Source organism: Pedobacter frigidisoli (genome assembly GCF_032678525.1).
GTDB lineage: Bacteria > Bacteroidota > Bacteroidia > Sphingobacteriales > Sphingobacteriaceae > Pedobacter > Pedobacter frigidisoli_A.
Genome location: NZ_JAVTSE010000006.1, coordinates 141,428 through 167,996, shown reverse-complemented (window position 1 = coordinate 167,996; position 26,569 = coordinate 141,428). Strand labels below are relative to the sequence as shown.

Genomic DNA, 26,569 nt, shown 5'->3' with positions numbered 1-26,569 from the left:
AGGCTATAACAATGAATTTAATACGTTTCGCACTACGCAAGCCCATTTCCATACTCGTTTTGGTAGCGGGATTATTTTTCTTCGGAATAGGTGCAATCAACCAGATCAAGGTTGATATTTTACCACAAATGAATTTGCCTGTAATCTATATTGCCCATCCTTTTGGCGGTTACACCCCATCGCAAATGGAAGCCTATTTTGGAAAGCAATATGTAAACATTCTTCTATTTGCAAATGGAATCAAAAGCATCGAAACTAAAAACACACAGGGTTTAATGCTGATGAAACTCACCTATTATGAGGGAACTAATATGGCCCAGGCAGCAGCAGAGCTCAGTGCTCTTTCTAATAGAGCCCAGGCCATATTCCCGCCAGGTTCCCAGCCCCCTTTCGTCATCCGTTTTGATGCCTCATCTTTGCCGGTTGGTCAGCTGGTATTGAGCAGCGCCACGCGTACCAATAACGAATTGCAGGATATGGCAAATACTTACATACGCCCGGGTTTCTCAGCAATTCCTGGTTTGTTGTCCCCCGCCCCTTTTGGTGGAAGTCCGCGTACAATAGAAATTAATGTTAATCCTTCCCTGCTGCGTTCACACAACCTTACAGTAGATCAGGTGGTAGAAGCCATCAGATTGAATAACCAAACGGCCCCATCAGGAAATGTTAGAATTGGCGATAAAAACTACCTGACCCCAACAAACTATACCATCAAAAAAGTTAAAGATTTTGAAACCATTCCACTCTTTAAAGGTGGCGTACAAAATTTACAGCTGAAAGATGTGGCCACCATCAAAGACGGTGCAGATCTGGTTGCAGGCTATGCACTGATCAATGGCAAACGTTCGGTATACCTGAGCATTGCAAAATCTGGTGATGCATCCACCTGGGACGTGGTAAAGAACCTGAAAAAAAACTTACCAAATATTCAAAACTCCTTGCCCGAAGATGTAAAATTATCCTACGAGTTCGACCAGTCGGTTTACGTGATTAATGCCGTAAAAAGTCTGGTGAGTGAGGGTGCAATCGGTGCAATTCTGACGGGCCTGATGGTATTGCTCTTTTTGGGCGACAAACGGGCAGCATTAATTGTAATTTTAACAATCCCAACGTCCATTATTGCAGGCGTTCTGTTTCTTAAGCTTTTTGGGCAAACCATCAACATTATGACCTTAAGCGGTCTGGCTTTGGCCATTGGTATTCTGGTAGACGAATCAACCGTAACCATTGAGAATATCCACCAGCATTTCGACATGGGAAAACCCAAGGCATTGGCCATATGGGATGCCTGCAAGGAAATCGCATTTCCAAAGCTTTTGATTTTGCTTTGTATTTTAGCCGTTTTTGCCCCTGCATTTACCATGACAGGGATACCCGGCGCACTATTTTTACCATTGGCACTGGCCATAGGTTTCTCCATGATCGTATCCTTTCTCCTGTCTCAAACTTTCGTGCCCATTATGGCCAACTGGCTGATGATTGCCCATCCTAAAAAAGGTGCTGAACATCACCCGGGGATGACTCAGGACGAAGCAGATTTCAAAGCTACCGAAATTCCCCTCGAATCAGAAAAAGACACGGTGAATCAGAAGAAGGTATTGGTAGAGCGTGAGGATTTTAACGATGACGGTAAGATCAGTTTCTTCGATAAGTTCAGAAACAGGTTTACGCGCTTTATCGACAGGATGATGCCTCACCGCAAGCCGGTGGTAATCATTTATTTGATTGCTATCATCAGCCTTGCCGCACTGCTGCTATTGAATATCGGGCGCGATGTACTTCCCAGGGTTAATTCGAGCCAGTTTCAGCTCCGGATCAAAGCTGCCGATGGCACACGTCTGGAACGTACAGAAGAGAAAGCAAATATTGTGTTAGCGGAGCTTAAAAAAATGGTAGGCGCTGAACACGTAGGCATATCATCCGTTTATGTAGGTCAGCACCCTGCTCAATATTCAGTAAATCCCATCTATCAGTTCATGGCCGGACCTCATGAGGCCGTTTTTCAGGTGAGTTTAAAGGACTTTGAAGAAGATATGGATGATTTCAAGGATGAATTTCGTGCACGTATCAAGAAAGCATCACCTGATCTTCAGCTTTCATTTGAACCGATAGAACTAACGGATAAAGTATTAAGTCAGGGCTCTCCAACTCCTGTTGAAATCCGTATCTCGGGCAAGAATAAAAAACTTAACGAAAAATACGCCAACAAGGTGCTACAGGAATTGAAAGACATCTCTTACATGCGCGATGTTCAGATTGCACAGCCGATTAAATACCCGTCACTGAATATCGACATCGACAGAACCCGGGCAGCACAGATTGGCGTGGATATGGCTGACATCTCCAGGTCGCTGATTGCATCTACCTCTTCATCCCGCTATACAGATAAAAACATCTGGCTGGATGAAAAAGCTGCACTGCCTTATAGTGTACAGGTACAGGTACCACTAAACCAGATGACCAGTAAAGATGATATTGGTGAAATCCCCTTGTTAAGAAACACGGCAAGGCCGGTGTTGAGCGATGTGGCGAAAATTACTCCCGATACTACGTACGGTGAAAACGATAATGTGGGCGCTTTGCCTTTTCTATCGGTTACCGCCAACCTATACCACAAAGATCTGGGCAAGGCTTCGGTAGACGTGGATAAAGCGATTAAAAATTTAGGCGAACTACCTAGGGGCCTGAATGTATCGGCGGTGGGTTTAGGTAAAGTATTAACCGAAACATTGGATAGTCTGCAATCGGGTTTACTGGTAGCCATTGTGGTGATCTTCCTCATGCTCGCTGCAAACTTCCAGTCATTTAAAGTTCCATTAGTCATCCTGGCTACTGTTCCGGCAGTAATCCTGGGCTCATTATTATTACTAACTTTAACAGGCTCTACGCTCAACCTTCAGTCGTATATGGGCATCATCATGTCGGTAGGTGTATCCATTGCCAATGCTGTTCTACTGATCACCAACGCCGAACAGCTGAGAAAGCATAACGGAAACGCGCTTGAATCAGCAAGAGAGGCTGCGGCCTTGCGTTTACGTCCGATTATCATGACCAGTATTGCCATGATTGCAGGTATGCTGCCAATGGCCATTGGCCATGGCGAAGGCGGTGGTGCAGTATCTCCGCTGGGCCGTGCCGTAATCGGAGGCCTGCTGGCATCAACATTTGCGGTATTAATTGTTCTCCCTCTTGTATTTGCATGGGTACAGGGCAAACAAGATACCAATTCATTGTCGTTGGATCCTGAAGATCCGGAAAGTTTACACTACATTAAAGGTTTAGCCGAAAACGAATAACAGCACAAACAAATGAAAACTAACACATTCTCATCATCCATTACCATTACTGCCTTAATCATATTAAGCGCAATCTACGGCTGTAATCATTCAGAAAAACAAGCGGCTAGAAAAGAAAAACAAGCAGCAATTGCCACCTTTGATCTTAAAAAAGATAAATTGTCTACAGCCCTGAGCCTTCCCGGTGAGCTGATTGCTTTGCAACAGGTAGATTTATATGCAAAGGTAAGCAGCTTTGTAAAAACACTTAAAGTGGATATCGGTTCCGAAGTAAGCAAGGGACAATTGCTAATGACACTGGAAGCACCGGAAATGGTTTCACAAGCGGCTGCCGCACAATCGCGTTTAAAAGCTCAGGAGGCGGTATATACGGCAAGCAAAGCGAATTATAACCGCTTGTATGAAACCAGCAAAACCCCGGGAACCATTTCAACAAATGATTTAGACCAGGCACTTGCCAGGAAAAATGCAGACCTCGCACAGCTGGACGCGGCAAAAGCGGCCTTCAAAGAGGTTGGTGCAATACAAGACTATCTCACCATCAGAGCACCATTTAGTGGGGTAATCTCAGCAAGAAATGTAAATCTTGGTGCCTATGTCGGGCCTACAGGCAAGGGTTCTGATTTACCAATATTTACGCTTCAGGATCAGAAAAACCTCCGTCTTGCAGTGTCTATACCCGAAATCTATACAGGCTATCTGACTGCCGGTGATGAGGTTAACTTTACCGTTAAATCTCTACCGAATCAACAATTTAAAGCGAAGGTAAAAAGACTTTCAGGAGCGTTAGACTTGCGTTTAAGGGCTGAACGCATAGAAATGGATGTTCCAAACCAAAATAAAACACTTCTGCCGGGCATGGTTGCAGAAGTGAATATACCTTTACCCGCTAACGCCAGTACTTTCATTATCCCGAAAAAAGCCTTGCTGGATACCAGCGAAGGATTTTATGTACTTAAAGTAAGTAATAACAAGACAGTAAAGGTTGCTGTTAAAACGGGTAGGGAAACAGAAGATAAGATAGAGATTTTTGGCGACTTGAAAGAAGGTGAAAAACTTGTTGCAGAACCTAGTGAAGAAATGCACGACGGAACGATTGTGAATCCTTAACTTTACGTTCAGGAACACCACCATGATAAATTCAATTGCAAAGAAGGAGACACTTGTTGATTTTTACAATAACCTAAAAATCCGCCTGCCTGAAATCCCTATGCCCAGCCTGGGAATGATCAATGATATCGGGCACTTTAATGTGTTCAACAGGGCAATAGTGTGTTCCAATCTTCCATCTGAATTTAGCCGCAGGGATTTCTACAAAATTTCCCTCATTATTGGCAATGGCATTTTAAATTATGCCGATGCCACAATCGAAATCAAAGAGCGGGCATTATTGTTTACCAATCCCAATATCCCCTATTCCTGGCACAGCACATCCCCGCAGCCTAATGGCTACTTCTGCCTCTTTACCGATAATTTTATTCATAGTAAAAATGAAAGCCTGAAAGACTCCCTCCTGCTGAGGCTGAACAACTGCCCGGTGATTTGCATTGATCATGAACAGGAAGACTACATTAAACGCATTTTTGCCAGAATGATGAATGAAATGGATGGTGATTATATTCATAAATACGATCTGCTCCGCAACTACGTGCAGTTGATTGTACATGAGGCATTAAAGGTTCAACCCACAGGAATGGTCCTGAAACAAAATAATGCCTCAGTCCGCATCACCTCCCTCTTTATCGAACTGTTAGAACGACAGTTCCCCATCGGTTCTACAGAACACTCGCTGGAGTTAAAAACCGCACAGGATTTTGCATCCCGTTTATCAGTACACGTAAACCACCTAAATCATGTGGTAAAAGAAGTAACAGGCAAAACAACTTCCGAACACATTACAGGACGTATTACGACGGAAGCGGTTGCACTTCTCAAAAATACAGACTGGAACATCTCCCAAATTGCTTATTGCCTGGGTTTTGAGTATCCTGCCAATTTCAACCTTTTCTTTAAAAGGCGAATGAACTGCACACCGCGAACTTACAGAAGTTAAAAAACAAGCTCATCCAGTATTTGGACACCAATGTTAGCGTAACAAAATCAAAGCTTTAACCCTCAAAAACTGCTTAACCTTTCGGTTATTTTAAATTTAATATTAAATTGCAGTTTCAAACCAAATATAAATGAAATACTTTTTCGCCCTGGGCTTAATTTTCGGCTTCATCAGTTTAAATGCGCAAAGTTATACAGCTGTCAGAAATGTTCCTGACGACATGATTAAGCTAAAGCCAGCAGCAGTTCAAAGAACAGATACCAATCAATTATATTTTGATGATAAAGGAGTTGCCCTGAGTTATACGCAGTTCAACAAATTATTGACCAGTGGACAATATGTAGCTAAGCCTGCTGAAGAAATCACCAATCCTAAAAGAATATCTCTTCAAAAATTATCTCCTGAAGCCTACGAAAAGCTTAATGATTTTATACGAGATAATACCAGCATTCAAAATGAGCATATTGCCACCGGTAAGAAGCTGGATGTTTCAGTGCTCAGCCCTTATTTCAAAGGGCCTGAATCAAACAGGCAGGTGCTTGTTCAGGTTTATTGGTATGCCGGATGCAAAAGCTGCGATGAATCCCTTAACCAACTTTCTGCATTCGTAAAAGAACTTAACAACCCTAAAAACTTGTCATTTGCCATCATCACTACTGATGATATCACATTGGTAAATAAAAAGCTTAAAGAAAATCCACTTCCCAATACTGAGGTAATCGGTTCAGGAAGAACCATCGCAGATGCCTACGCAATCACCGAATTTCCTGCTTATATTGTGAGTAACAAGAATCAGATTATTAATTATGCTGTTGCCGGTAGTTCGAGATTAACGATACCCGACCTTAAAACGGCCATCAAAGCAGCGTTAAGTGAATAGCCAGTTCAGCAGTAACATTGTTATATACTGCTGAAATACCTGCAGTTTAGCTATATTGTCTTCAAAACCTAGCTCATGGATCAGAAAATAATAAACCTGTACGACGAATATACCCACAGCCAGATGGGTAGAAAAGATTTTATCAAAAAACTGTCTATGCTTGCGGGTAGCACGGCTTTAGCGATGACTATTCTCCCCCTATTGGAGAATAATTATGCCGCGGCCAGCTATGTAAATGATGAAATTGAAGTCAGCAACGTTAGCTATACAGGTGTGGATGGAGAGATAAAAGCCGTACTGGCAAAACCGAAGGGCAAAAAAAGCCTGGGTGCCGTTCTGGTTATTCACGAAAACAGAGGGCTAAACCCGCACATCATTGACGTCACGAAAAGGGTCGCTGCAGAGGGCTTCCTGGCTTTGGGTGTCGATGCCCTTTCGCCCCTGGGCGGTACGCCTGCCGATGAGGACAAAGGCCGCGAGCTTATCGGCAAACTGGATCCGGAGAAAAATCTGCAGAACTATTTAAAAGGACTGGAGTATTTAAGAAATTTAAAAGATGGTAATGGTAAAGTGGGCTGTGTAGGATTTTGCTGGGGAGGTGGCATGGCCAATAAACTGGCAGTAAATGACCCTAAGCTTCAGGCAGCAGTTGCCTATTACGGCGCACAGCCAAACGTTGCAGATGTTCCTAAAATAAAAGCCAGCATCATGTGTCATTACGGTGGTTTGGATGAAAGAATTAACGCCGGAATCCCAGCTTATGAAAAGGCTTTAAAAGAAAACAATATTGATTATAAGATATTCATTTACGAGGGCGTAAATCATGCTTTCAATAATAATACATCGCCAACGCGATACAATGAAGCAGCTGCAAAACTAGCGTGGGGAAGAACAATTGAACTGTTTAAAAAAGAACTGGCTATTTTGACCAGATAGGCGGTTGATGATATTTTAAAAGAGATCCGTTTTTAACATCTCTTTTAAAATGTTCGACTGAACATCGAAATTGCTCAGGTGATGGAGGAAATTAACATCAGAAATTTTCTGATAACTGTTTTCCAGCAAATCTGTGATTTCATTTGGGATAGCAGTTTTAAGGATTGCCGCACTACTCTTCAGCTTATCATTTTTGAACTGCAGCTCCTGAACAATACGCTCGCGTTCTGATAAATTAGTGGAAACATCTATTCCTTCAATCACAGTCAGATCGCAGAGCACAAAAAGATTACGGGCCGGAAAGAACAAATAATAATTATCCTCATCCAGAAACCGGTAAACCTCTAACACCAGTTCACCTGATTTTAAACCCAGATGAAAAGCTGTCCTGAAATCATGCTTACATAGTTTGCCCATCAGCTTTTTCTCAATAACGGCATAACTACTGGTGTAAACGTTTTTAGTGCCATGGTCGATCAGACGGGCAAACTGATCGGTATTGAGGTTGAAATAAAAGTCGTTTGCATATTTCGCACTGAAGGCATTGATATTGCGCGAAAATGGAAAATCACTGCTTAAATCAGAAAGCACCTGATAGAGCCGCCTCAGCGATTGATTTATTTTTAAAGACTGTTGTTGTTTTTCAAGATTGAAGCTTTTCTGATCGTTAAAGGTTGTACCCATTTTAGCAATCAGCTCCTCATTTAAGTGGATTTCATCATAAATAAGTGAAACATTCTTTTCATTGCTTTTTTTGATTTTTTTCAGTAATGCGGTTACACTGTCGGTAAACTGAAGATGAAAAAGATCCAGTTTTTCAATTTCAAGATCTTCATTATTGTTAAAAAGCTGATGAATAACCTGTGTCCTTAAATAAATTTTATAGATAATCTCTTCATCAAAAAACACAGAGAGCAGTTGCAACCTGCTGATCTCTGTGTTTGATTTCTTTAAAATATTTAAGCGATAATCATCCATATTTAATTACCCACCCGCGTCACATTCTTTTTCAGCTCGCTTTCAAGTGTTTTAAGTTCACCGTCCAACACCCTGCGGCTTTGTTCTCCCGCTTCATGAATCTTTTTAACTTCATTCAAAGTTTCTATCAATGAAGAGGTGGTTTGCTTCAAGGTATCCAGAGATACTACCGTTTTCTCATTTTCTTTAGCAACATCGATGCTGTTCTGTTTCAGCATTTCTGCATTCTTTTGCAATATCGTGTTGGTGGTGTCTGAAATTTTCTTCTGCATCTCCACGTTGGCTTTCTGGCGTTGAAGGGCTACCGCAATGGTTAGCTGATTTTTCCAGACCGGTATAGTGGTCGAAATGATCGACTGCGCCTTTTCGGCTATCGAAGTATTATTATTTTGCACCACCCTGATCTGGGCAAGAGATTGCAGCATGATAAACCGCACAATTTTCATATCCGCCAGTCGCTTGTCCAGGCGGCTGGTGAAATCTCTCAGGTCGGCAATCTCATAATCCTGATAATCTGCTGGCCTGCCTTCCATCTCGGCTAGCTTAACCTGAAGCTCATTATATTTCAGCTGCCCGGAGATAATCAGCTCTTCCATCTGATGAATATAGCTTACATTGCTATCAAACATCGTTTGCAAAGCTGTATTGTCTTTGATCGAGTTTAACCTTCCGGCCTTAATCTTGTTGGTGATTTTATCAATATTATTAACCACCACGTCGTATTTTTGAAAAAGCTTTTTCACATCTACGACCAGGTTTTTCAGAAAAGGTATTTTAGAAATGAAACTCTTAAAACCGCTCTGCTCAAGCTCGTTTACATCAATGTAGTTAAGCTCAGTAAGGAGTTCGTTGATTAAACCACCCACTTCGCCACTATTGTAAGTTCTCACAGACGCAAGGAAATCGTTACTATACTTCTCCATAGAATTCTGAGCCTCACTTCCATAATTCAGGATAGAGTTCACGTCAGATGGCTCAAGGGATTTCGCGATCTCCTTATACTTCGCGGTATTTTCAGGACTAATATGCTCAACATTTACATTCCCATCCTTATCCAGTACTACCGGTGTTAGGGAAGGTGTTGCATTTGGGTTCGTTTCCATAGTGAATAGGTTTGCGGGCTATAAATAGTTCTGGGTTACTGTTTTTACAGTTTCTTCCAATTTACGGTCTTTTGTTGGTTCGCCGATGGCATTGAATTTCCACTCACCATTTTTCTTATAAAAAACACCAAGTACCATTGAAACTGATCCTTTAAAGGCAGCTCCGTTAGCAATATCATATTTAGCAAAAACCTCATTTACACGTTTCGTAGTGCCTTCATAAATGCGGATAGACGCAAATGGAATGGTTCCAAAATCGTGACCTCTGAAGCTGTTTAACACGAAGGCAACATAGCTCACACCCGAATCAAGCTGACTAAGGTCAATCGTAATGATCTCGTTATCTAACCCATCATCGCCCCCCATATCACCAGTTAAATCATCACCGCTGTGTTTTACTGAGCCGTTTTTTGATTTAAGGTTGCCAAAGTAAATCACTTCCAACAGCTGTTTGTTCTCATTATAAAGTGCACAACTTGCATCTAAATCTACTGCCTCTTTCGATGAACCAAAGCCAAATAAGCCTTTCTTTTCGATAGCGCCCCAGTTAATACCTACACAAACATTTTGCAGTTTACTGCCATTATTTTTTTCCAGACTGATACGCTGTCCTTTTTCGAGATTGATTGCCATAACTTATTGATATCTATTTAAATAATCCTGTAAACCACCCTTCATACCCGATCCAACTGCTTCAAATTTCCATTTACCCTCACGTTTGTAAATCCGTCCAAATTCAACTGCAGTTTCGATTGAAAAGTCTTCTTCCAGTTCGTACTTTAAAATCACTTCGCCAGTAACTGAATCAAAAATACGGATAAACGAATTTCTTACCTGCCCAAAATTTTGCCTTCTAACATCAGCTTCATGAATGGTTACCACCACACATACTTCGTTTACACGACTATCAATTTTGGTTAAGTCGATTTTAATTTGTTCATCATCACCATCACCATCGCCCGTTAAGTTATCGCCGGTATGTTCCACTGCTCCGTCAGGAGAAACCAGGTTGTTGTAAAATACAAAGTTCTCATCCGAAACCAGCTTTTTCTGATCGTTTAGGATGAACACCGAGGCATCTAAATCAAATGCACTTCCGGTGGTTGAATTGTTGGTATCCCAGCCCAGGCCTATGGTAAATTTAGGTGCCTCGATATTTTCTCTCTGCCCCTTCTGTAAGTTAATAGCCATATCTAAATTAATTTATAGTTATTGTTTTTAATGTAGTCTTTTATTGAATGTAAATTATTGGCGTAAGCCTCGATGGTGTGGTAATTGTTTCCCAGCGACAAATCATAAAGCTGATTGATAAAATCACTGCTGCGTCGCTCCAGAAAGATTTTAAAACTATTTTCCTGCGTATTTAAAATATACTTTACAATCCTCGTGTTGAAACAAAAGTTGCCACTTTCAATGATTTCCTCCAGATCGAATATCGACTTGATCTGGTGATAGTTTAGAAAATTTTCGACGTTCGGATGAATATTCTTATTGATCAGCTCTGCAAAATAAAGCATGTGTATTTCATTGGTCAGATTATATTCCTTTGCCATTTTCAAAATCATTTTTTCATGGCTCCCCGTGATTCTGATATCGTCGAGAAATAACAGGGTTTTCCCTGTTAAAAAACCCTTATCGATATGAAAGGAGTCATTACCGATCAGGTTCAGGCGTTGCTCAGCACTCAGTTCACCATAATCTTCTTTGTAGGTAATCGTGCGGTGTACCTTGGCTTCCTGAACCGATTGTGCCCCATTCTCGACAAGCCATCGATTTAGCTGAGAAACGAAATAATTTTTCATCGCAAATGTGGCTGTTGGTATAAAACTGTAAGGGCTTGATATCACCACGATTTGACCACTGATCAGGTTATCAGCTAAATAATACCTGATAAAAGCATCGGCAAGGTTTCTCCCAAATGTCCTGGCTACCAGATCATCCCCGAATTTGAACCTGCTGTAGTCGTTAGGATCAAAGCCGAAATGGCTGGTGTTTTCAATTTTATGTAAAGAGAAGGTATATGGAATCATGAAAGTAGTGTTAAGATAGATTGATTATTAGAATTAATGAGGATGCTGTTTATACCGATGCTTTTGGCTCCAAGTACATCAGCAACCGGATTGTCACCCACATGTACCACGTCAGCAAGATGCAGATCAGGGTGTTTTTCCCTGCATATGCCATTGAGCATCAACTGGAAAAAGCTTTTGCTGGGCTTCGACATCCTGACCTCATCAGAATAGATTTGAAAATCAATAAATGGTGCAATGCCCAACTGTTGAATCACCTGACGAAGCGTATGCCCCCTGATAAATCCCGTGTTGCTTAAGATGTTAACTGTACTGCTTTGTGATTCCTGAATTTTTGCTAAAACCGGCAAACAGTTTTCGCAATATAGCATAGGTGTAAATTCAAAAAACAAAGCTTCTATATCTGTATAAATTTCTTCAAGATTGATATCTGAAAAGGAAAAACTGTAATCATTGATCATGCTGATCACAATCAGGTGCATTTCCTCGGCATCAACATTCTTGCCCGTTTTTTCATTCATGGCATTTACCATTAAATCTACCTGCCTGACAATTGAACTTACCTCTTCAATAGTTTTATTTTTGTTATTAAACTTTTCAAAGAAATACCTGGAACGCTCATGCTTGAAAGATGGATTCGATTTTATTAATGTTAGCCAGAGATCAAATGAGTAGTGTTTGTAAAAAGCCATTGCACTTATTCCTTATCTGTTTAAAATTCTAATATTGCCAAAATGATTCATTTATAGAAATATAGATTGTAAGTTTTTCGAAAGGTAAGCTAATCTTTAAGATTTATCGAGTACATCCTCTGCCTGTTCAGCAACCTGAGCATCAGCGGTATGTTTTTTTGGAAAGTTGAAAAACAAGGAGGTTAGTACAGGGATAATGAAAATACCAACTGTAAAAATCGAAACAAAAAGATCCGTCTTTTCACTTTCCAATACATGAGAAATTTCCGATTCGGGATTGAAATGGGTGAATACAGATGCTGTAAGTTTAACGCCCAGCACACCAATTACAATGAAGGCAACTGTTTCAAGAAATGTAAATTTCTCCATCAGTTTAACAAATGCCTGCGCCACGAAACGCATCGCCAGGATTCCGATAAATACGCCTATATAAATCAGGTAAATATTATCAGTGAAAGCTACCGCAGCAAACACATTATCAATAGAAAAGGCTAAGTCCATCACTTCTACAAGGGCTACAGTAGCCCAGAATGTCCCCACCAGGCCAACTGTCGATTTGTATATCCAGCTTTTGCTTTTATCCACCTCTTCTTCCTCTTCACTTTTACCACTGTTCTTTTTTCTAAAATAATCGAAGGCAAGATAGAGCAGATACAAACCTCCTAATGGTTTGAGCCACCATATTTTAACCAACCATGCCGCGAGAAAAAGGCATATCCCCCTGAAAACGTAGGCACCAATGATCCCATATTTCAATGCTTTATCACGCTGGCTTTTTGGCAAATCCATTACCATGGTTGCCAGAACAGCAGCATTGTCTACTGAAAGCAAACTTTCTATTACAACAAGGTTTAAAATAATCAGTAAACCAGCCTGTATGTCATCACCAAGAACGGTATGTAAGAAATCCATATTGAGCGTACCCTTTTATATAATTAATAATTTAGTTGAGCAAAGAAACAAAAATATTTGAATCTCGAGGCCTTATTTCAATATTTAGAAGCAGAAGCGGCAATACTGTTACAAGCTTATTTTTTTTAATTGATAACCAACTGATACACCGATCCTTTTTCACCAGCTAGAATAACCAGCTTACCCTTTTTTGCTTTTTGCACCGCGTTAAAACTTTTATCGGAAATGTGCTTCCAGGTTTGACCGCTATCTGTGGAAATGTCTGTTCCGGAAGTGCCAGTTGCCACAAGGGTATTCGCATTAATATAAGTTACTGCAGATCTGAATCCGGCAACCGGTATTTCCGGTTTCTGCCAGGTTTTCCCTCCATCCGCCGTTAGCAGGATGTTGTTAGAATTTTCTTTATCCTTTACGTAGTTGCCGCCAACCACAACACCTTTTTTATCATTGAAAAAATCGATGGAAAAAGGACCTGTAGTACTTTCACCCTGCCATATCGGGCACTTATATATGGCCCAGGATTTGCCATAATCAGTAGAAAAATAAATATTGGAAACTGTCCCTCCGGTAGAGATCCATACTTTGCCACCAGGCAAGGCTTTAATCGTGGTACCGCTCGCTGCAAAGGCAGCTTCACCTTTAGCCAACGCAGTTTTTAGGTTTGAGGAGATATCCTGCCAGGTAGCTCCCCCATCCGATGTGCCAAGCAGTTGCAACTTATCCATAATAGGATCACCAAAGGCCAGCCCTCTCTTTTTATCCCAAAAACTAAATCCATCCAGAAATATGGCAGAATCGAGATTTTTATAATGTGTTGTCCAGGTAGCTCCGCCATCCGTTGTTTTGAGGATGTAAGCTGGTGACCCAGCATTCACAACGATGGCATTTTCATTGTCGAACGCTTCAATATCACGAAAATCAAGTTTTTCGTAACCCCTCGGTTTCACCCATTCCCAGGTCTTACCGCCATCCACTGTTTTGCCAATTGAACCATTGCTACCGCTTACCCATGATACCTGATCTGAAACGACTGACAATCCACGCAAACTTGTTTTTGTATTTTCATTCAGCGGTTTGAACGAATACGATTGTGCAGCGCAAAAAAAAGGTGCCAATAACAGGCACCATACTATTTTTTTCATATAAATCTATTTAACCCGCCTGAACGTTTCCGAGCGCCCTAATAGTGAAATCCCCACATAGCCTCTAACATTTAAAACATCAGCACCCTTCAAGCTCATATTGCAACTATAGTTTTTTCCACTCTTTGGATCATATATTGTACCATCAGTCCATTTACCATCTTCGTACACAAAATCCTTCAGGATTTCTAAATTCAGCAAAGGTCGTTTTTGTAAATTTGCGTCAGGATTTTTAGCATCCAGTTTCGGTTTACCATTTAAATTAGGTTCTTTCATCCAGGCCAGTTTACCAAAATATTTGTCTCCTTTTTTATAAATTTCAATTTGTCCTTCTCCTGTAGGATTTAACCACTTGCCAACGATGGCATCTTTACTTTGTGCCATTGCCGTAAAAGACACTGCTACAAAAAGTAGCATTAAAAATGGAAGCTTTCTCATAATTTTTTATTTTCTAGTTAGTTTTTAAATATAGCAATTTGACTTTTATATCGAAACTCTAAATAAAGGTAAAAAGTATTAGAAAGTTTTAAGAAAGCAAAAATTACTTTGATACCATCGGTAAATATTTTTCGCGGTAAGCATAGAGCAGATAAAGGTTAAAGAGTAAAATCACTATTCCCATCACCATTTGCTCTGGTGCTAAAATCGCATTATATAAAAATATATTCAATGTTATCGGTAAAGCAACAATTGCACCTAAAGCAGCCGTTCTGTTAATTAACAGCAACAAACCCGCCAGCAGCTCGGTTACTTTCACAAACTTGAACAAGTAAGATACATTTAAACCAGACATAAATGTGGTTTGATCTGCTGACATTTTAGGCATTTCTTTCGGTCCCAAATGGAAGAAAAAGGCAATTCCGCCCCATAGAAACAAGGCGCCCAATAGCACGCGGGCTACAGTTGTAACAATTTTCATAATGTTTAAATTAATTTGCTTAATGGTTAGTTAGGATAAATATACTTATTTTTTTCCAAGCTCCAATTCAGTATTTCAGCAACTGGACGATCGAAAGAACTGGAACAAGTTATTCACAATCAATTTCGAAATGTTAATAATTTATTTCAAAAAGTTTCGCAATTATAAAAATTAACTATAACTTGAGGTTATTAAAACGTTAACGAAATATTATATTTATGATAAGAAACCCGAGAGAGAATAATTAACCAAAAGAAACTATACCAGCGCTATCCCAATTAACCAAACAGACAACCAAAAAAAATTAAATTTATGAGCACATTCCTGTTAGTTACCGCAGCTTTTTACGTAGTATCATTTTCACTGATGCTTTATTGCTACTTTTCTGCGGAGCAGATTCCAAGTGATGACGAAAAGTTTTAATCTTATAAAATCTGGATTAACCTCTCAACTTTCAAATAACCCTTCAGCCATCGCTAAAGCCACATATTTCTGCTTTAACGATCTATCCACCTGATTAGATTTCTTGCCGAACCCGTATACCAGATCACAGCAGCGATCAAAAAGATAACAATTAATATCCATAAAATCGGCCAACCCTCAAACTTATGCTTTGATTTAGGATGATAAGGTTCATTAAATTGATTATGGTCATGGTCAATCCTGTTTTCCTGTTGATCTGGTTCCGGATTAAGATTATCGCTCATAAAAAATACTCAGTTAGTATTGCAAATTTAATCTATTACGTACCATTTCAAAATTTTGTTGAAGAAAAGCTTAAGAAAAAGAAACAAAAGCAAATATAACGAAACGATAAGATACTAAAAAAGACAGCTTTTCAGGGCTGTCTTTTAAGGATCTACGAAAACATATTAATTCCAGCCGCCACCTAAGGCATGGTAAATATTCACCACCGCATTAAGCTGTTGTTTTTTGGTTTCAATTAGTTCTAGTTTTGATTGTAAAGCATCCCGCTGGGTCATTAGTACTTCGAAATAATCTGCCCGCGTTGCTTTGAATAAATCGTTCACAATATCAATTGACTGTGTTAGCGCCACGACCTGCTTTGACTTTAAATCATAGCTTTTTTGCAGATTGTTGATATTCGACAGTTGGTTGGCCACCTCAATATACCCATTGAGAATGGTTTTTTCGTAATTAAATACCGCCTGCAACTGCTTCGAATTTGCGGTCAGGTACTCTGCTTTAATTGCATTTTTGTTTATAATCGGACCAGCCAGATCTCCTGCCAATGAATAAGCTAAAGATTCAGGTGTTCTCAATAAATAAGAAGGATTAAATGCCTGATAACCTAGAGTAGCTGAAATACCCAATGAAGGGTAAAACTGAGCCTTAGCCACTTTAACATCTAATTTTGCAGCCGCCAGATCATACTCTGCCTGTTTTATATCAGGACGGTTCGCCAGCAATTGCGAAGGAATACCTGCCTGAACCGTTGGCGGAACTAAATCAGTAAAGCCCGAATGATCTCTGGCAATTGGTTGTGGGTAGCGACCGAGCAAAAAATTAATTTTATTCTCGGATTCTGTAATCTGTTGCTGAATATCAAACTCAAGACTCCTGGAACTCATTACTTCTGCCTCAAATTTACGAACCGCCAGTTCAGTAACCCGCATGGCCTGCTTTTGTACTTTCATCAGTTCTAGCGCATTACTTTGTAAAGCAATATTTTGTTTTACAATTTCCAGCTGGTTATCCTGTGCAAGCAACTCATAATAAGTATTTGCAATTTCGGCAATCAGGTTTGTAATTACAAAATTTCTGCCCTCTACGGTAGATAAATAACGGGTTAGGGCTGCCTTTTTTGCATTGCGCAACTTGTGCCAGATATCCGCTTCCCAGTTTGCTTCCAAACCAAAAGCATAATCCGGTAAAACCTCCGGAACTTCTTTCCCTGGCGTAATATCGGTTGATGCATCACCCGCACCACTGCTGGTATAGCGTCCAACTTTATCTAAACCTGCTCCAACCCTATATCCAATAGTAGGTAAAAGCTCTCCTTTTCTGGCCTTGATTTCATTTTTGGCGATTTCAATCTCCTGCAAAGTAACATTCAGCTCCTGATTATTTTTTAAAGCCGTGTCAATCAGACTTACCAGATGTGGATCAGTAAAAAACTGACGCCATTGTACTTTTCCACTGCTCAATGTATCAACTGAAGTATTAAAACTTCCCGGCACATTTTTATTTTCTGTACGTTGGGCAAAATCAGGCACTTTACATGCGCTGTAAGCAGCGCATATAAAGCCTAAACCAACGATTTTATATATATTTTTATTTAACATGATATTATAAGTCTTCGGTTAAAGGATGTTCTTCTTCAATTTTGATCAACTTACGTTTGTCGGCAATGGTGCCAAACACATAATAAAGTCCGGGGATCAGCACTACACCGAAAATGGTACCGAACAACATCCCGCCGGCCGCAGCTGAACCAATGGTACGGTTACCAATGGCACCCGGTCCTGTAGCAAATACCAATGGAATCAATCCTGCAATAAATGCAAATGATGTCATCAGGATTGGCCTGAACCTTACAATTGCCCCTTCCATGGCTGCCGCCAGAATAGTTTTGCCTTCAGCATGTTTCAATGCCGCAAACTCTACAATCAGTACCGCGTTTTTCCCCAGTAAACCAATGAGCATCACCATCGATACCTGTGCATAAATGTTATTTTCCAGTCCGAATAACTTCAGAAAGAAGAAAGCGCCGAAAATACCTGCAGGTAATGATATGATTACAGCCAAAGGCAGAATAAAGCTTTCATACTGTGCTGAAAGAACCAGATAAACAAAACCTAAACAGATTAAAAAGATGTAAATCGCTTCATTTCCTCTTGATACCTGATCTTTAGAGATACCAGCCCAATCAATACCATAACCTCTTGGAAGTGTTTTTTCTGCAACGGCTTTAATGGTATTAATCGCTTCGGCACTACTGTATCCCGGTGCGGCAGATCCACTGATCTCAGCTGCATTATACATGTTGTGACGGGTAATTTCCGAAAGTCCGTACACTTTTCTCATTCTCATGAAGGCAGAGTAAGGAACCATCTGATCTTTATCATTTTTGACATAAAGTTTCATGATATCCTCTGGCAAAGCACGGTACTGAGGTAAAGCCTGTACAATAACCTTATATTGACGGCCAAACTTGATGAAGTTGGTTTCGTAGTTACTACCAATCAATGTAGATAAGGTATTAAGCGCGTTATCAGGTGTTACCCCTTTTTGCTGTGCCTTATCATTATCAATATCAAGCATATACTGTGGGAAACTGGCACTGTAAAAGGTAAATACAGACTGTAGTTCTTTTTGTTTATTTAACTCTTTTACAAAATCCTTACTCACCTGCTCCATTTTTGCATAGTCGTTATTTCCGGCTTTATCTAAAAGACGAAGCTCAAAACCTCCTGCTGCACCATAGCCAGGAACTGCGGGTGGCTGGAAAAACTCGATGGTCGCCCCTGGAATATCCTTGGCCTTTTCTTCAAGTTCTTCAATAATCTGCTGAGCAGTTTGTTTACGATCTTTCCAGTCATCAAGGTTAATTAAACAAGTACCCGAGTTGGCGCCTGTACCTTCTGTAAGTACCTCATAACCTGCAAGCGCTGAAACGGATCTAACACCTTCAATATGTTCAGATATTTCTTCCAAACGCTCAGAAATCTGATTGGTACGCTCCAACGTGGATCCCGGAGGGGTTTGAATTACGGCGTAAATCATTCCCTGATCTTCGTTCGGGATAAAACCTGAGGGAACAGTACTGCTCAGGAAATAAGTACCGGCACAGAAAGCAGCAAGTACTCCAAAGGTTACCAGCCTGCGCGTAACTACCTTGTCGAGAATTTTCTGATAGCGACCGGTTAGTTTAAAGAACCAGTTGTTAAAGGCATCCAGGCCTTTATCAACAATAGTTTTCTTTTTGGTATGGTGCGGATCGTGTTTCTTCAACATGATGGCACATAATGCCGGTGTTAAGGTAAGCGCTACAATACCTGACAAGATGATGGCTGTAGCCATGGTGATAGAGAACTGGCGGTAAAATATACCGACAGGGCCAGCCATAAATGCAACAGGGATAAACACTGATGCCATTAAGAAAGTAATTGCAATAATGGCACCTCCAATCTCACTGATGGCCTGCTGGGTCGCTTTAAGTACCGATAAATGCCGGTCTTTTTCCATCTTGGCATGCACCGCCTCTATCACTACTATGGCATCATCCACCACGATTCCAATAGCGAGTACAAGTGCAAACAGCGTGATCAGGTTGATCGTGATCCCGAAAAACTGCATGAACATGAACGTACCAATCAGCGATACCGGAACAGCAATAGCCGGAATCAAGGTTGAACGCCAGTCGCCAAGAAAGATGAATACAACCAATCCTACCAGAATAAATGCTTCAATCAGCGTGTGGATAACCTTTTCAATTGATGCATCGAGAAATTTAGAAACGTCGTAACTGATTTCATAATCCATACCTTTTGGAAAAGATGCACCCTTGATCTCTTTCATTTTGGCCTTGATATTATCAATTACTTCCTGTGCATTACTTCCATAAGATTGCTTTAAAACAATTGCTGCTGAGGGGCGACCATTCAGGTGTGAATACAAATCGTACATCGAGCTTCCAAATTCAATATTGGCTACATCTTTCAAGCGGAGCAACTGCCCATCCGGATTGGCACGCAATACGATGTTCTCATATCCTTCTTTCGTGGTAAAACGGCCTGAATACTTTAATACATATTCAAACGATTCCGAACGCTTTCCGGAACTTTCACCTGTTTTACCAGGCGAAGCTTCCAAACTCTGATTATTCAAAGCTTCCATTACCTCATCAGCCGAGATTTTATAGGCGAGCATTCTGTCAGGCTTCAGCCAAACGCGCATGGCATACTCCCTGTTACCCAAAATATCTGCAAAACCAACCCCGTCAACACGTTTGAGCTCAGGCAAAAGATTGATATCCGCATAATTATAGAGGAAGTTTTCGTTCATGTTTTTATCCTTGCTATACAAGTTGATATACATTAACATGCTCGATTCTTCACGGCTGATTTTGATCCCCTCACGGATAACCAAAGGTGGTAATTTGTTGGTCACTGCGGCTACCCTGTTCTGCACATTAAGCGTAGCCTGATTCGGGTCGGTTCCGAGGTTGAAGATAACCTGAATGGATGCCTCGCCGTCATTACCTGCGTCGGAAGCAATATATTTCATCCCTGGTACACCATTTAATGCACGTTCCAGGGGAATCACAACCGACTTAATTAACAGTTCGTTGTTTGCTCCCGGATATTCTGCCGTGATATTAACTTTTGGCGGAGAAATGGAAGGAAATTGTGTAATCGGCAAACCTGTTAAGGCCAGAATACCCAAAAACACAATGACAAGGGATATTACTATAGAGAGAACGGGTCTCTTAATAAATTTACTAAACATGATAAATCTCTTTAGATTAAACTATTCGGCTTTTAATGTCAATTGGCTTATCACTTCTTTAGGGGATACAAATTTGAACTTGATTTTATCGTCATCCTTCACTTTCTGTACACCTTCCAAAAGGATTTTATCGCCTGATGATAGGCCTCCGGACACGATATAAATATCCGGAAGCTCACCCCCAATGGTAATCTCTCTCGATTTAACGGTATTGTTATGGTCAATTACAAACACATAGGTCTTATCCTGCAATTCGTAAGTGGCTTTTTGAGGGATGATAAGCGCTTTTTTCAAAGGAACAACCATTTGAATTTTACCCGTTTCACCATTTCTCAGCAGATTATCCGAATTATTGAAGCGTGCCCTGAATGCGATATTTCCGGTTTCATTATCAAATTCGCTTTCAATTACCTCGACTTTACCTTTTGATTTCAGTAATTCGTTGTTAGCCATGAGCAGGCTTACTTCCTGCTGGCCCTTATTTTTAGATGATTGATAGTTAAGATATTCTGGTTCCGACACATTGAAATACGCAAATACCTGACTATTATCAGACAGGCTCGTAAGCAATGCGCCATCATCAACCAGGCTTCCTATCTTAATCGGCAGACGATCGATGGTTCCATCAAATGGCGCCTTGATTTCAGTATTGGTCAGGTGGAATCTGGCCAGACTGGCTTCAGCGTTAGCCTGCTGTAATTTAGCTTTCGCCATAGCCAGTTCATTTTTAGAAACTACGTTTTTGTCGGTAAGCAGTTTGGTGTTTTCCAATTCAATTTCTGCCGCCTTGGTTTCAGCCTGCGCTTTCAATAACTCAGCCTGTGCCATTTTAGGCATAATTTTAAATAAAACCTGTCCTGCCTTTACATGTTGACCTTCATCAACATAAATGTTTTGCAGGTAACCTTTTTCGAAAGCCCTCACTTCAATATTGCGCACGGACTTGATTTGTGACACATACTCTTTGGTAAAAGAGGTGTCGATTGTGAGCGGCGATGTTGCGGTGTAAGTAACTTCTTCTGCTTTTTCTTCTTTCTTTTGAGAACAACCTGTTACGTAAAGCATCGTGAACAGGCTAAGGGAAATGAAAACTCTTTTCATCGTTTGTCTGATAGTTTATCTGATTATTTTACTGATTATGAGATGGTAAGCCGATTTAAAATACCTTTTTTTAATAATGACCAGGTATTTTCAATAAGTCATGCTCCATTTCTTAATTTTCTAATACGAAATAACTACAGAATTATGAAGTTATAATGAAGTTGGCTTTCTGCATAGAAGCTTTACCTCCCTGAACCGTCATTAAGGCTTACTCTGAAGTTTACTGTAAACAATTTCATGTTAGCGAAAAAAAAGAACCGCTATTTGCAGAAATTCTTATTTATAATATATTTGTTACACAAACTATGATAACATTACGCCCGGAATTCGATTCCAGCGAGTGAAAAAACAAACTAAACTATCCCTTCATGAAGCTAAAAAGAACAATCATTTATCTGTTATTAATCTATGCTCCTATTGTTACCTTTGCACAGAAAGAAGCGAACGGTACTGGTAAATTTTCCTTATCACCCGCATTTGAATTGTTAAGATCAACACATGGCAACCTGTTTTATGCCCCCTCTTTAAAAACAAATTATCTGTTTGCAAATGGCTTGGAACCTGGTTTTGGATTCGAGTATGCTACCACACCACTCCATCACGATAACGGCTATGTACTGTACAAACTTAAGTTTTTACCTGTTTACGGGAACCTGAAATACAACTTCAAAACAAGCCATCAAATCAAACCTTATGTAGAATCTTCACTGGGGATATCATTTAACAAATATGACATCGCCGTAGATGCCACGCCTGATATCAAGTCTAAAGTCAAAGAACAGGGATTTTATGTTTACACAGGATTTGGTACCAAGTACAGCATTACTCCTGGGTTAAATACGTTTTTAGCTGTAGGCTTTAAAGGTTATAAAATGAGTACCAATGATTTAGATATTAATCCACATGGGTTATCGTTTATGCTGGGTTTTACATTCCTTTAAAATGAAAACAGCGGGGTTATTACTACTGGTCACTGGAATCATAAGTTTGAGCGGCTGTGCCTTGTTCAAACGTGCCAGGGTACACGAACACAATGCAATTGAAAGCAGAGAATTCAACCTTCCTATATTTTTATATCCTGCTAAAAAACCGCAGACCAGAAAGCTGCTTATTTTTCTTTCAGGAGACGGTGGCTGGATCAAATTTGAAGATGATCTGTCTGTAAAATTTGCTGAAAATAACTTTTTTACCATCGGGATAAATTCCCGTGATTATTTCTGGGATCAGAAAACGCCCGAACAAACTGCACACGATCTGGTCCAGTTGATCCGGAAATATGCCTTAAGATATAAAACTGATCAGGTTTACCTGTTAGGCTATTCTTTTGGTGCCGACGTACTGCCGTTTATTTACAATCAACTTCCCCTTCGTGCAAAAAGACATGTCATGGCACTGGAAATGCTCTCTCCTTTTTCAACTACCGACTTTATGGTTCACTTTGGTGATCTGGCAAATATTTCCAGCGATAACTATCCTTATAAGGTCGACCTTGAGGTGAAGAAATTAAAAATACCTGTATTTTGCTTTTATGGCCTCGACGAAAATGAAAAAGCCCTGGAAACTATTGTTCAAAAGAACTTCGTAATTGGGAGCCTTTATGGCGATCATCATTATAAGGACTCAGAATATGACAAGATTATTTCTGTATTAAAGCAAAAACCCTAGCAATGCATTACAAATTTACATTCATTATCGCTTTAATGTTTATCTGCCTTAAGGGGATGACACAAGATGTATCAAAATTACCTTTAACGGCTAAAGCAAAATCAACGGCAAAACAAGTCATCTTTTATCTAAGCGGCGATGGTGGCATGAATAGCTTTTCCCAGAGTTTAACCACTTCATTAAATGATAAAAATTACGCCGTGGTAAGCCTCGACAGCAGAAAGTATTTCTGGGAGCAAAAATCTCCTGAAAAGCTGACACAGGATTTAAGTGCGGCGGTTGAATATTATTTGAAAGCCTGGGATAAGGATGAATTTGCGATTATTGGTTATTCTTTTGGTGCAGATGCAGCTTTGTTTTTGAGCCATCGCTTATCAAAAGACTTGCAGGTAAAACTGAAAGCCACGATCCTGCTTTCGCCTTCAACCTCTACCGATCTGGTGATTAAACTTACGGATATGATGGGTTTTGGCAATAAGGAAGCTAAATATAAACTGGTACCAGAAATCAGTAAAGTCACCAGTCCATTATTATTTATTTTCGGCAAGGATGAAGAAAGCGATCTCTATAAATTAATCCCGGAAAAGAAAAACATCACCAAAACACAAATACCCGGATCGCACAAATTTGATAATGACATTAAAAAAGTAGTTGCTACCATTCAAACAGCCCTCTGATCTAGCTTCCTTCAGAGATTCTTTTCAGTGCGTTTGGCACCTGAAGCAGATGGTAATGGTGTCCGTAAATAAGGTATTTCTTTTTCCATTCCGGGAAGAATTTCTCTTTATATTTTCTTAAGCCCTTAAACTGAGCAAAGGCTTTGAGATTCTCATAGGCATATTTAATGGTTTTTTGGGTAAGGTCTTCTCCATCAATGCCTGATAGAGGCGCTAAGCCCATATTCACATACTGGTAACCCTCTTCTTTTAAAAACAAGAATGTTTTAGCCAGCAACATATCCAACACGCCATTTGGAGCATCTGTCTCTTTACGGATTAAATCGTAAGTTGCTTCTCCAGGAGCATAGTCTGGCACCAGATTCAAAAATGCATATACTTTTTCTTCCTGATCTTCAATAGTCAGGATTGTTTGATTTTTTAAGATTGTTTTATCAAATACACCCTGCGTAAATGCTACCTCTTTTTGATTTAAATCCCTGAGCCAGTTATCAGAAACAGTTTGAAGCTTTTGTAAAAACCCCTCCTTCTGCTGTCCTTTATATACCTTAAATACATAACCCTCTCCGGTTAGCCGGTTAATCGCACTTCTGGTGGTCTTCATTTTTCCCCCATCGATGGTAAATTTAGTCAGATCCAAAACAGCCTCTTCCCCTATCGGGATTGATTTCTTCCCAAGCGACCTATACATTTGAAGAGATTCTTCAGGCACCCGGTAATAAGCGGCAATAAATCCGGTATCACGGCAACGCTCCTCAAACTTTTGAATCATTGCCAGTTTATCCTCAACTGATCCGGCCACAGGATCTTCTAAAACAAGCGCAAAATGGCGGGTGATCTTAAAACTGATGAATGCAGTCCTGGCTTCATTGAAGTACACAAACTTGTCAGGGTATGTTTTAAAATAGTCGAGCGCGGAAATACCATTATCTTTCAATAAAACATCTGCTTCTGTGAAATCCTCAGTTGTATTGTATGGTTTTGAAAAGTACGGTTTAAGTAAACTGAAAATAATAAACAAAATAACCAACCCACTCGCCCCATATATAGATTCTTCGAAATGAACACCAAAAGTGGTAAGGGGGTGCAATGCACGGTCGTCGATAAAAAAAATCACTTTCAATACGGCAACTACCGAATCTGTAAATTTAAACTCTACGCCGAAATGCCGTTTCTCCATAAAGTAAAACCCAACAACGCCGTAGGCAAACACGGCAACAATGGCGTAAACAAATACAGCATACGAAATTTTAACGAACCTTGGATGCGGCTTCAGCTGGTAATTTTCCCGGGTATAAAATAATGATGCTCCGGCAACCAAAGCCAATAGCGCCTCCTCATAGTCTGCTGCTTTTAGTAAATGTCCGATAATCGAAAACAAAGTAAGGGCAAGTGCTACGTACCAAGCCCTTTTCGATCCCTGCAACAGAAAGATGCTAAGCATGACTAGTATTAAACCGAAAATCAATACCAAAGCATTACTGGTTACGATCAAATCTTCAGGAATGATATTTTTTACCAAACGTAACCGTGTAGGAATAGATGGCGTAATAGAGGATATTATATTGACAACGCCAAGGATCAGGATAATGAATGCAGGCAACAAACGAAGAACAATACTGTCCTTTTTCATAACGAAGCTAACAATCCCCCCGATTAGTGGTAGCCAGAACTCAAAAAACCTGAACATTAAAGTAATCGTAGCTGCAGCAATGAGGGGAAAGCCAAATTGTCCGAGAATAAAGGTCAGAGAAACTTCGATGGTTCCTAATCCCCGTAAAAAGGGAGAAGCTATAAGTAGGATTACCATTACAATATAACCCACAATTGCCGCTGGAATACTGGCTTCAAAACCAAGGGCTAGCATGCAGATATAAAGATGCAGTATACCGATAAATTCAATTGCAATGGAAACAAGCAGGGTAAGCCAAAAGTGCTTACGACTGATTTGTTCTTCAATCATGTCATCAAACACAGTGGATAGTGATGGTCTTATTTTTGAAATATAACGGTATGCCCAGGTTTTTTGTGATATCGAATAAATCGTGATAAATAAGAATGCGGTTAGTACCAGCAGAAAAAAGAAGCTGAGCATTTCATTCTGCCCAAGCTTGGTCGATAATAACGCAACTCCCAAAACCGGAATGGCAACCAGTACCACCGATAAAATACCACAAAAAGCAAAAAGTGTAGAAGAGAGGTGTATTTTTGATTTCGAAATGCCTTTTTCCTCTATTTCCCTGGTAAAAAATATGAGAGATGAAAACCCACCTGCAGGAAGAAAAATGCTGATCAGATTCCGTTTTAAGAAGAGCTTGATGGAGTTGACCAGGGAAATGTCTACATCCAGTGCTTTAAAACTGTAAACATACATTTGCCCTTGTGCTATGATGTAAACTCCTGTTAGCAGCATACCCAAAACCACATAGGCGGGGACTGCTGTATCCAGTTGTCTGGTGATTTGAACAACCTCTACATGTTGAGACCTGATGAAGAAGACGGCCATGCCCAACATGAATATTGCCAGAAAAAATTGCCAGAAAAACTTGTTGTACACCAGACTAGACAGGAATGATTTCGCTTTATGCATAAAAAAATGGATGCAACAATACCTCTGACAGATATCTGCTGCGTGAGTTTGTAGGATAATTAATTATTAGTTCTGTTACGAAATTAGAAAGATTTCACAATTATCAAACAGAAATTGTAAAAT

23 protein-coding genes are annotated in these 26,569 nt (G+C 40.1%); 8 read left to right on the top strand and 15 right to left on the bottom strand.

Annotated elements, in window-relative coordinates; all coding sequences use genetic code 11:
- The first annotated feature begins 11 nt into the window (after positions 1 to 11).
- From R2Q80_RS17105 to R2Q80_RS17085, 5 genes are all read left to right on the top strand, one after another.
- Positions 12 to 3,296 (top strand): efflux RND transporter permease subunit, encoded by a 3,285-nt coding sequence (locus R2Q80_RS17105; protein ID WP_316800768.1) that lies wholly within the window; start codon positions 12 to 14, stop codon positions 3,294 to 3,296.
- 12 nt (positions 3,297 to 3,308) lie between these two features.
- The gene (locus tag R2Q80_RS17100) at positions 3,309 to 4,406 is read left to right on the top strand and encodes an efflux RND transporter periplasmic adaptor subunit (RefSeq protein WP_316800767.1); all 1,098 of its coding nucleotides are present in this window, start codon (positions 3,309 to 3,311) and stop codon (positions 4,404 to 4,406) included.
- Between the two features lie 22 nt (positions 4,407 to 4,428).
- Positions 4,429 to 5,349 carry an AraC family transcriptional regulator gene (locus R2Q80_RS17095; RefSeq protein WP_316800766.1) on the top strand — a complete coding sequence of 307 codons (921 nt, stop codon included), beginning with the start codon at positions 4,429 to 4,431 and terminating at the stop codon, positions 5,347 to 5,349.
- Positions 5,350 to 5,479: 130 nt separating this feature from the next.
- Positions 5,480 to 6,229 (top strand): hypothetical protein, encoded by a 750-nt coding sequence (locus R2Q80_RS17090; RefSeq protein WP_316800765.1) that lies wholly within the window; start codon positions 5,480 to 5,482, stop codon positions 6,227 to 6,229.
- Positions 6,230 to 6,304: 75 nt separating this feature from the next.
- Positions 6,305 to 7,165 (top strand): dienelactone hydrolase family protein, encoded by an 861-nt coding sequence (locus R2Q80_RS17085; protein ID WP_316800764.1) that lies wholly within the window; start codon positions 6,305 to 6,307, stop codon positions 7,163 to 7,165.
- A 15-nt stretch (positions 7,166 to 7,180) separates the two neighbouring features.
- Here R2Q80_RS17085 and R2Q80_RS17080 read toward each other — a convergent pair whose 3' ends face one another.
- From R2Q80_RS17080 to R2Q80_RS17015, 14 genes are all read right to left on the bottom strand, one after another.
- Positions 7,181 to 8,143 (bottom strand): hypothetical protein, encoded by a 963-nt coding sequence (locus tag R2Q80_RS17080; RefSeq protein WP_316800763.1) that lies wholly within the window; start codon positions 8,141 to 8,143, stop codon positions 7,181 to 7,183.
- 2 nt (positions 8,144 to 8,145) lie between these two features.
- Positions 8,146 to 9,246 (bottom strand): toxic anion resistance protein, encoded by a 1,101-nt coding sequence (locus tag R2Q80_RS17075; protein ID WP_316800762.1) that lies wholly within the window; start codon positions 9,244 to 9,246, stop codon positions 8,146 to 8,148.
- An 18-nt stretch (positions 9,247 to 9,264) separates the two neighbouring features.
- Positions 9,265 to 9,879 (bottom strand): TerD family protein, encoded by a 615-nt coding sequence (locus R2Q80_RS17070; RefSeq protein ID WP_316800761.1) that lies wholly within the window; start codon positions 9,877 to 9,879, stop codon positions 9,265 to 9,267.
- A 3-nt stretch (positions 9,880 to 9,882) separates the two neighbouring features.
- A complete protein-coding gene (locus tag R2Q80_RS17065; protein ID WP_316800760.1) occupies positions 9,883 to 10,437 on the bottom strand; it encodes a TerD family protein in 555 nt (184 codons plus the stop codon).
- Positions 10,438 to 10,439: 2 nt separating this feature from the next.
- The gene (locus tag R2Q80_RS17060; protein ID WP_316800759.1) at positions 10,440 to 11,276 is read right to left on the bottom strand and encodes a phosphoribosyltransferase family protein; all 837 of its coding nucleotides are present in this window, start codon (positions 11,274 to 11,276) and stop codon (positions 10,440 to 10,442) included.
- On the bottom strand, positions 11,273 to 11,968 hold the full coding sequence (locus R2Q80_RS17055; RefSeq protein WP_316800758.1) for an HAD family hydrolase: 696 nt from the start codon (positions 11,966 to 11,968) through the stop codon (positions 11,273 to 11,275). The genes R2Q80_RS17060 and R2Q80_RS17055 overlap by 4 nt, the downstream gene beginning before the upstream one ends.
- Before the next feature lie 96 nt (positions 11,969 to 12,064).
- Entirely contained in the window at positions 12,065 to 12,880 is an 816-nt protein-coding gene (locus tag R2Q80_RS17050) for a TerC family protein (RefSeq protein ID WP_316800757.1), read from the bottom strand.
- A 125-nt stretch (positions 12,881 to 13,005) separates the two neighbouring features.
- The gene (locus R2Q80_RS17045; protein ID WP_316800756.1) at positions 13,006 to 14,022 is read right to left on the bottom strand and encodes a WD40/YVTN/BNR-like repeat-containing protein; all 1,017 of its coding nucleotides are present in this window, start codon (positions 14,020 to 14,022) and stop codon (positions 13,006 to 13,008) included.
- 6 nt (positions 14,023 to 14,028) lie between these two features.
- Positions 14,029 to 14,460, bottom strand: a complete 432-nt coding sequence (locus tag R2Q80_RS17040; protein WP_316800755.1) for a DUF2147 domain-containing protein — start codon at positions 14,458 to 14,460, stop codon at positions 14,029 to 14,031.
- A gap of 103 nt (positions 14,461 to 14,563) precedes the next feature.
- Positions 14,564 to 14,941, bottom strand: a complete 378-nt coding sequence (locus R2Q80_RS17035; protein ID WP_316800754.1) for a DoxX family protein — start codon at positions 14,939 to 14,941, stop codon at positions 14,564 to 14,566.
- Positions 14,942 to 15,438: 497 nt separating this feature from the next.
- Positions 15,439 to 15,648, bottom strand: coding sequence for a hypothetical protein (locus R2Q80_RS17030; protein WP_316800753.1), 210 nt, complete (start codon positions 15,646 to 15,648; stop codon positions 15,439 to 15,441).
- Positions 15,649 to 15,813: 165 nt separating this feature from the next.
- Positions 15,814 to 17,247 (bottom strand): TolC family protein, encoded by a 1,434-nt coding sequence (locus tag R2Q80_RS17025; RefSeq protein ID WP_316800752.1) that lies wholly within the window; start codon positions 17,245 to 17,247, stop codon positions 15,814 to 15,816.
- A gap of 4 nt (positions 17,248 to 17,251) precedes the next feature.
- The gene (locus R2Q80_RS17020; protein WP_316800751.1) at positions 17,252 to 20,413 is read right to left on the bottom strand and encodes an efflux RND transporter permease subunit; all 3,162 of its coding nucleotides are present in this window, start codon (positions 20,411 to 20,413) and stop codon (positions 17,252 to 17,254) included.
- A gap of 21 nt (positions 20,414 to 20,434) precedes the next feature.
- Positions 20,435 to 21,514 (bottom strand): efflux RND transporter periplasmic adaptor subunit, encoded by a 1,080-nt coding sequence (locus R2Q80_RS17015; protein WP_316800750.1) that lies wholly within the window; start codon positions 21,512 to 21,514, stop codon positions 20,435 to 20,437.
- 368 nt (positions 21,515 to 21,882) lie between these two features.
- Here R2Q80_RS17015 and R2Q80_RS17010 point away from each other — a divergent pair, with 368 nt between their 5' ends.
- The 3 genes from R2Q80_RS17010 to R2Q80_RS17000 are packed head-to-tail and all read left to right on the top strand — an operon-like array spanning position 21,883 to position 23,856.
- A complete protein-coding gene (locus R2Q80_RS17010; RefSeq protein WP_316800749.1) occupies positions 21,883 to 22,455 on the top strand; it encodes an outer membrane beta-barrel protein in 573 nt (190 codons plus the stop codon).
- 1 nt (position 22,456) lies between these two features.
- Positions 22,457 to 23,179, top strand: a complete 723-nt coding sequence (locus R2Q80_RS17005) for an AcvB/VirJ family lysyl-phosphatidylglycerol hydrolase (RefSeq protein WP_316800748.1) — start codon at positions 22,457 to 22,459, stop codon at positions 23,177 to 23,179.
- 2 nt (positions 23,180 to 23,181) lie between these two features.
- Positions 23,182 to 23,856, top strand: a complete 675-nt coding sequence (locus tag R2Q80_RS17000; RefSeq protein WP_316800747.1) for an AcvB/VirJ family lysyl-phosphatidylglycerol hydrolase — start codon at positions 23,182 to 23,184, stop codon at positions 23,854 to 23,856.
- A gap of 1 nt (position 23,857) precedes the next feature.
- Here the strand turns inward: R2Q80_RS17000 and R2Q80_RS16995 are convergent, their stop codons facing one another.
- Positions 23,858 to 26,446: a phosphatidylglycerol lysyltransferase domain-containing protein gene (locus R2Q80_RS16995; protein WP_316800746.1), complete on the bottom strand. Its 2,589-nt coding sequence runs from the start codon at positions 26,444 to 26,446 to the stop codon at positions 23,858 to 23,860.
- Positions 26,447 to 26,569: the final 123 nt, after the last annotated feature.

Excerpts from the sequence above, each read along its gene's own strand:
- R2Q80_RS16995 (WP_316800746.1), bottom strand. The coding sequence starts at position 26,446 with ATGCATAAAGCGAAATCATTCCTGTCTAGTCTGGTGTACAACAAGTTT.
- R2Q80_RS17060 (WP_316800759.1), bottom strand. The coding sequence starts at position 11,276 with ATGATTCCATATACCTTCTCTTTACATAAAATTGAAAACACCAGCCAT.
- R2Q80_RS17055 (WP_316800758.1), bottom strand. The coding sequence starts at position 11,968 with ATGGCTTTTTACAAACACTACTCATTTGATCTCTGGCTAACATTAATA.
- R2Q80_RS17040 (WP_316800755.1), bottom strand. The coding sequence starts at position 14,460 with ATGAGAAAGCTTCCATTTTTAATGCTACTTTTTGTAGCAGTGTCTTTT.
- R2Q80_RS17000 (WP_316800747.1), top strand. The coding sequence starts at position 23,182 with ATGCATTACAAATTTACATTCATTATCGCTTTAATGTTTATCTGCCTT.
- R2Q80_RS17010 (WP_316800749.1), top strand. The coding sequence starts at position 21,883 with ATGAAGCTAAAAAGAACAATCATTTATCTGTTATTAATCTATGCTCCT.
- R2Q80_RS17020 (WP_316800751.1), bottom strand. The coding sequence starts at position 20,413 with ATGTTTAGTAAATTTATTAAGAGACCCGTTCTCTCTATAGTAATATCC.
- R2Q80_RS17025 (WP_316800752.1), bottom strand. The coding sequence starts at position 17,247 with ATGTTAAATAAAAATATATATAAAATCGTTGGTTTAGGCTTTATATGC.
- R2Q80_RS17100 (WP_316800767.1), top strand. The coding sequence starts at position 3,309 with ATGAAAACTAACACATTCTCATCATCCATTACCATTACTGCCTTAATC.
- R2Q80_RS17095 (WP_316800766.1), top strand. The coding sequence starts at position 4,429 with ATGATAAATTCAATTGCAAAGAAGGAGACACTTGTTGATTTTTACAAT.
- R2Q80_RS17105 (WP_316800768.1), top strand. The coding sequence starts at position 12 with ATGAATTTAATACGTTTCGCACTACGCAAGCCCATTTCCATACTCGTT.
- R2Q80_RS17045 (WP_316800756.1), bottom strand. The coding sequence starts at position 14,022 with ATGAAAAAAATAGTATGGTGCCTGTTATTGGCACCTTTTTTTTGCGCT.
- R2Q80_RS17050 (WP_316800757.1), bottom strand. The coding sequence starts at position 12,880 with ATGGATTTCTTACATACCGTTCTTGGTGATGACATACAGGCTGGTTTA.
- R2Q80_RS17085 (WP_316800764.1), top strand. The coding sequence starts at position 6,305 with ATGGATCAGAAAATAATAAACCTGTACGACGAATATACCCACAGCCAG.
- R2Q80_RS17035 (WP_316800754.1), bottom strand. The coding sequence starts at position 14,941 with ATGAAAATTGTTACAACTGTAGCCCGCGTGCTATTGGGCGCCTTGTTT.
- R2Q80_RS17070 (WP_316800761.1), bottom strand. The coding sequence starts at position 9,879 with ATGGCAATCAATCTCGAAAAAGGACAGCGTATCAGTCTGGAAAAAAAT.
- R2Q80_RS17005 (WP_316800748.1), top strand. The coding sequence starts at position 22,457 with ATGAAAACAGCGGGGTTATTACTACTGGTCACTGGAATCATAAGTTTG.
- R2Q80_RS17075 (WP_316800762.1), bottom strand. The coding sequence starts at position 9,246 with ATGGAAACGAACCCAAATGCAACACCTTCCCTAACACCGGTAGTACTG.
- R2Q80_RS17090 (WP_316800765.1), top strand. The coding sequence starts at position 5,480 with ATGAAATACTTTTTCGCCCTGGGCTTAATTTTCGGCTTCATCAGTTTA.
- R2Q80_RS17030 (WP_316800753.1), bottom strand. The coding sequence starts at position 15,648 with ATGAGCGATAATCTTAATCCGGAACCAGATCAACAGGAAAACAGGATT.
- R2Q80_RS17065 (WP_316800760.1), bottom strand. The coding sequence starts at position 10,437 with ATGGCTATTAACTTACAGAAGGGGCAGAGAGAAAATATCGAGGCACCT.
- R2Q80_RS17015 (WP_316800750.1), bottom strand. The coding sequence starts at position 21,514 with ATGAAAAGAGTTTTCATTTCCCTTAGCCTGTTCACGATGCTTTACGTA.
- R2Q80_RS17080 (WP_316800763.1), bottom strand. The coding sequence starts at position 8,143 with ATGGATGATTATCGCTTAAATATTTTAAAGAAATCAAACACAGAGATC.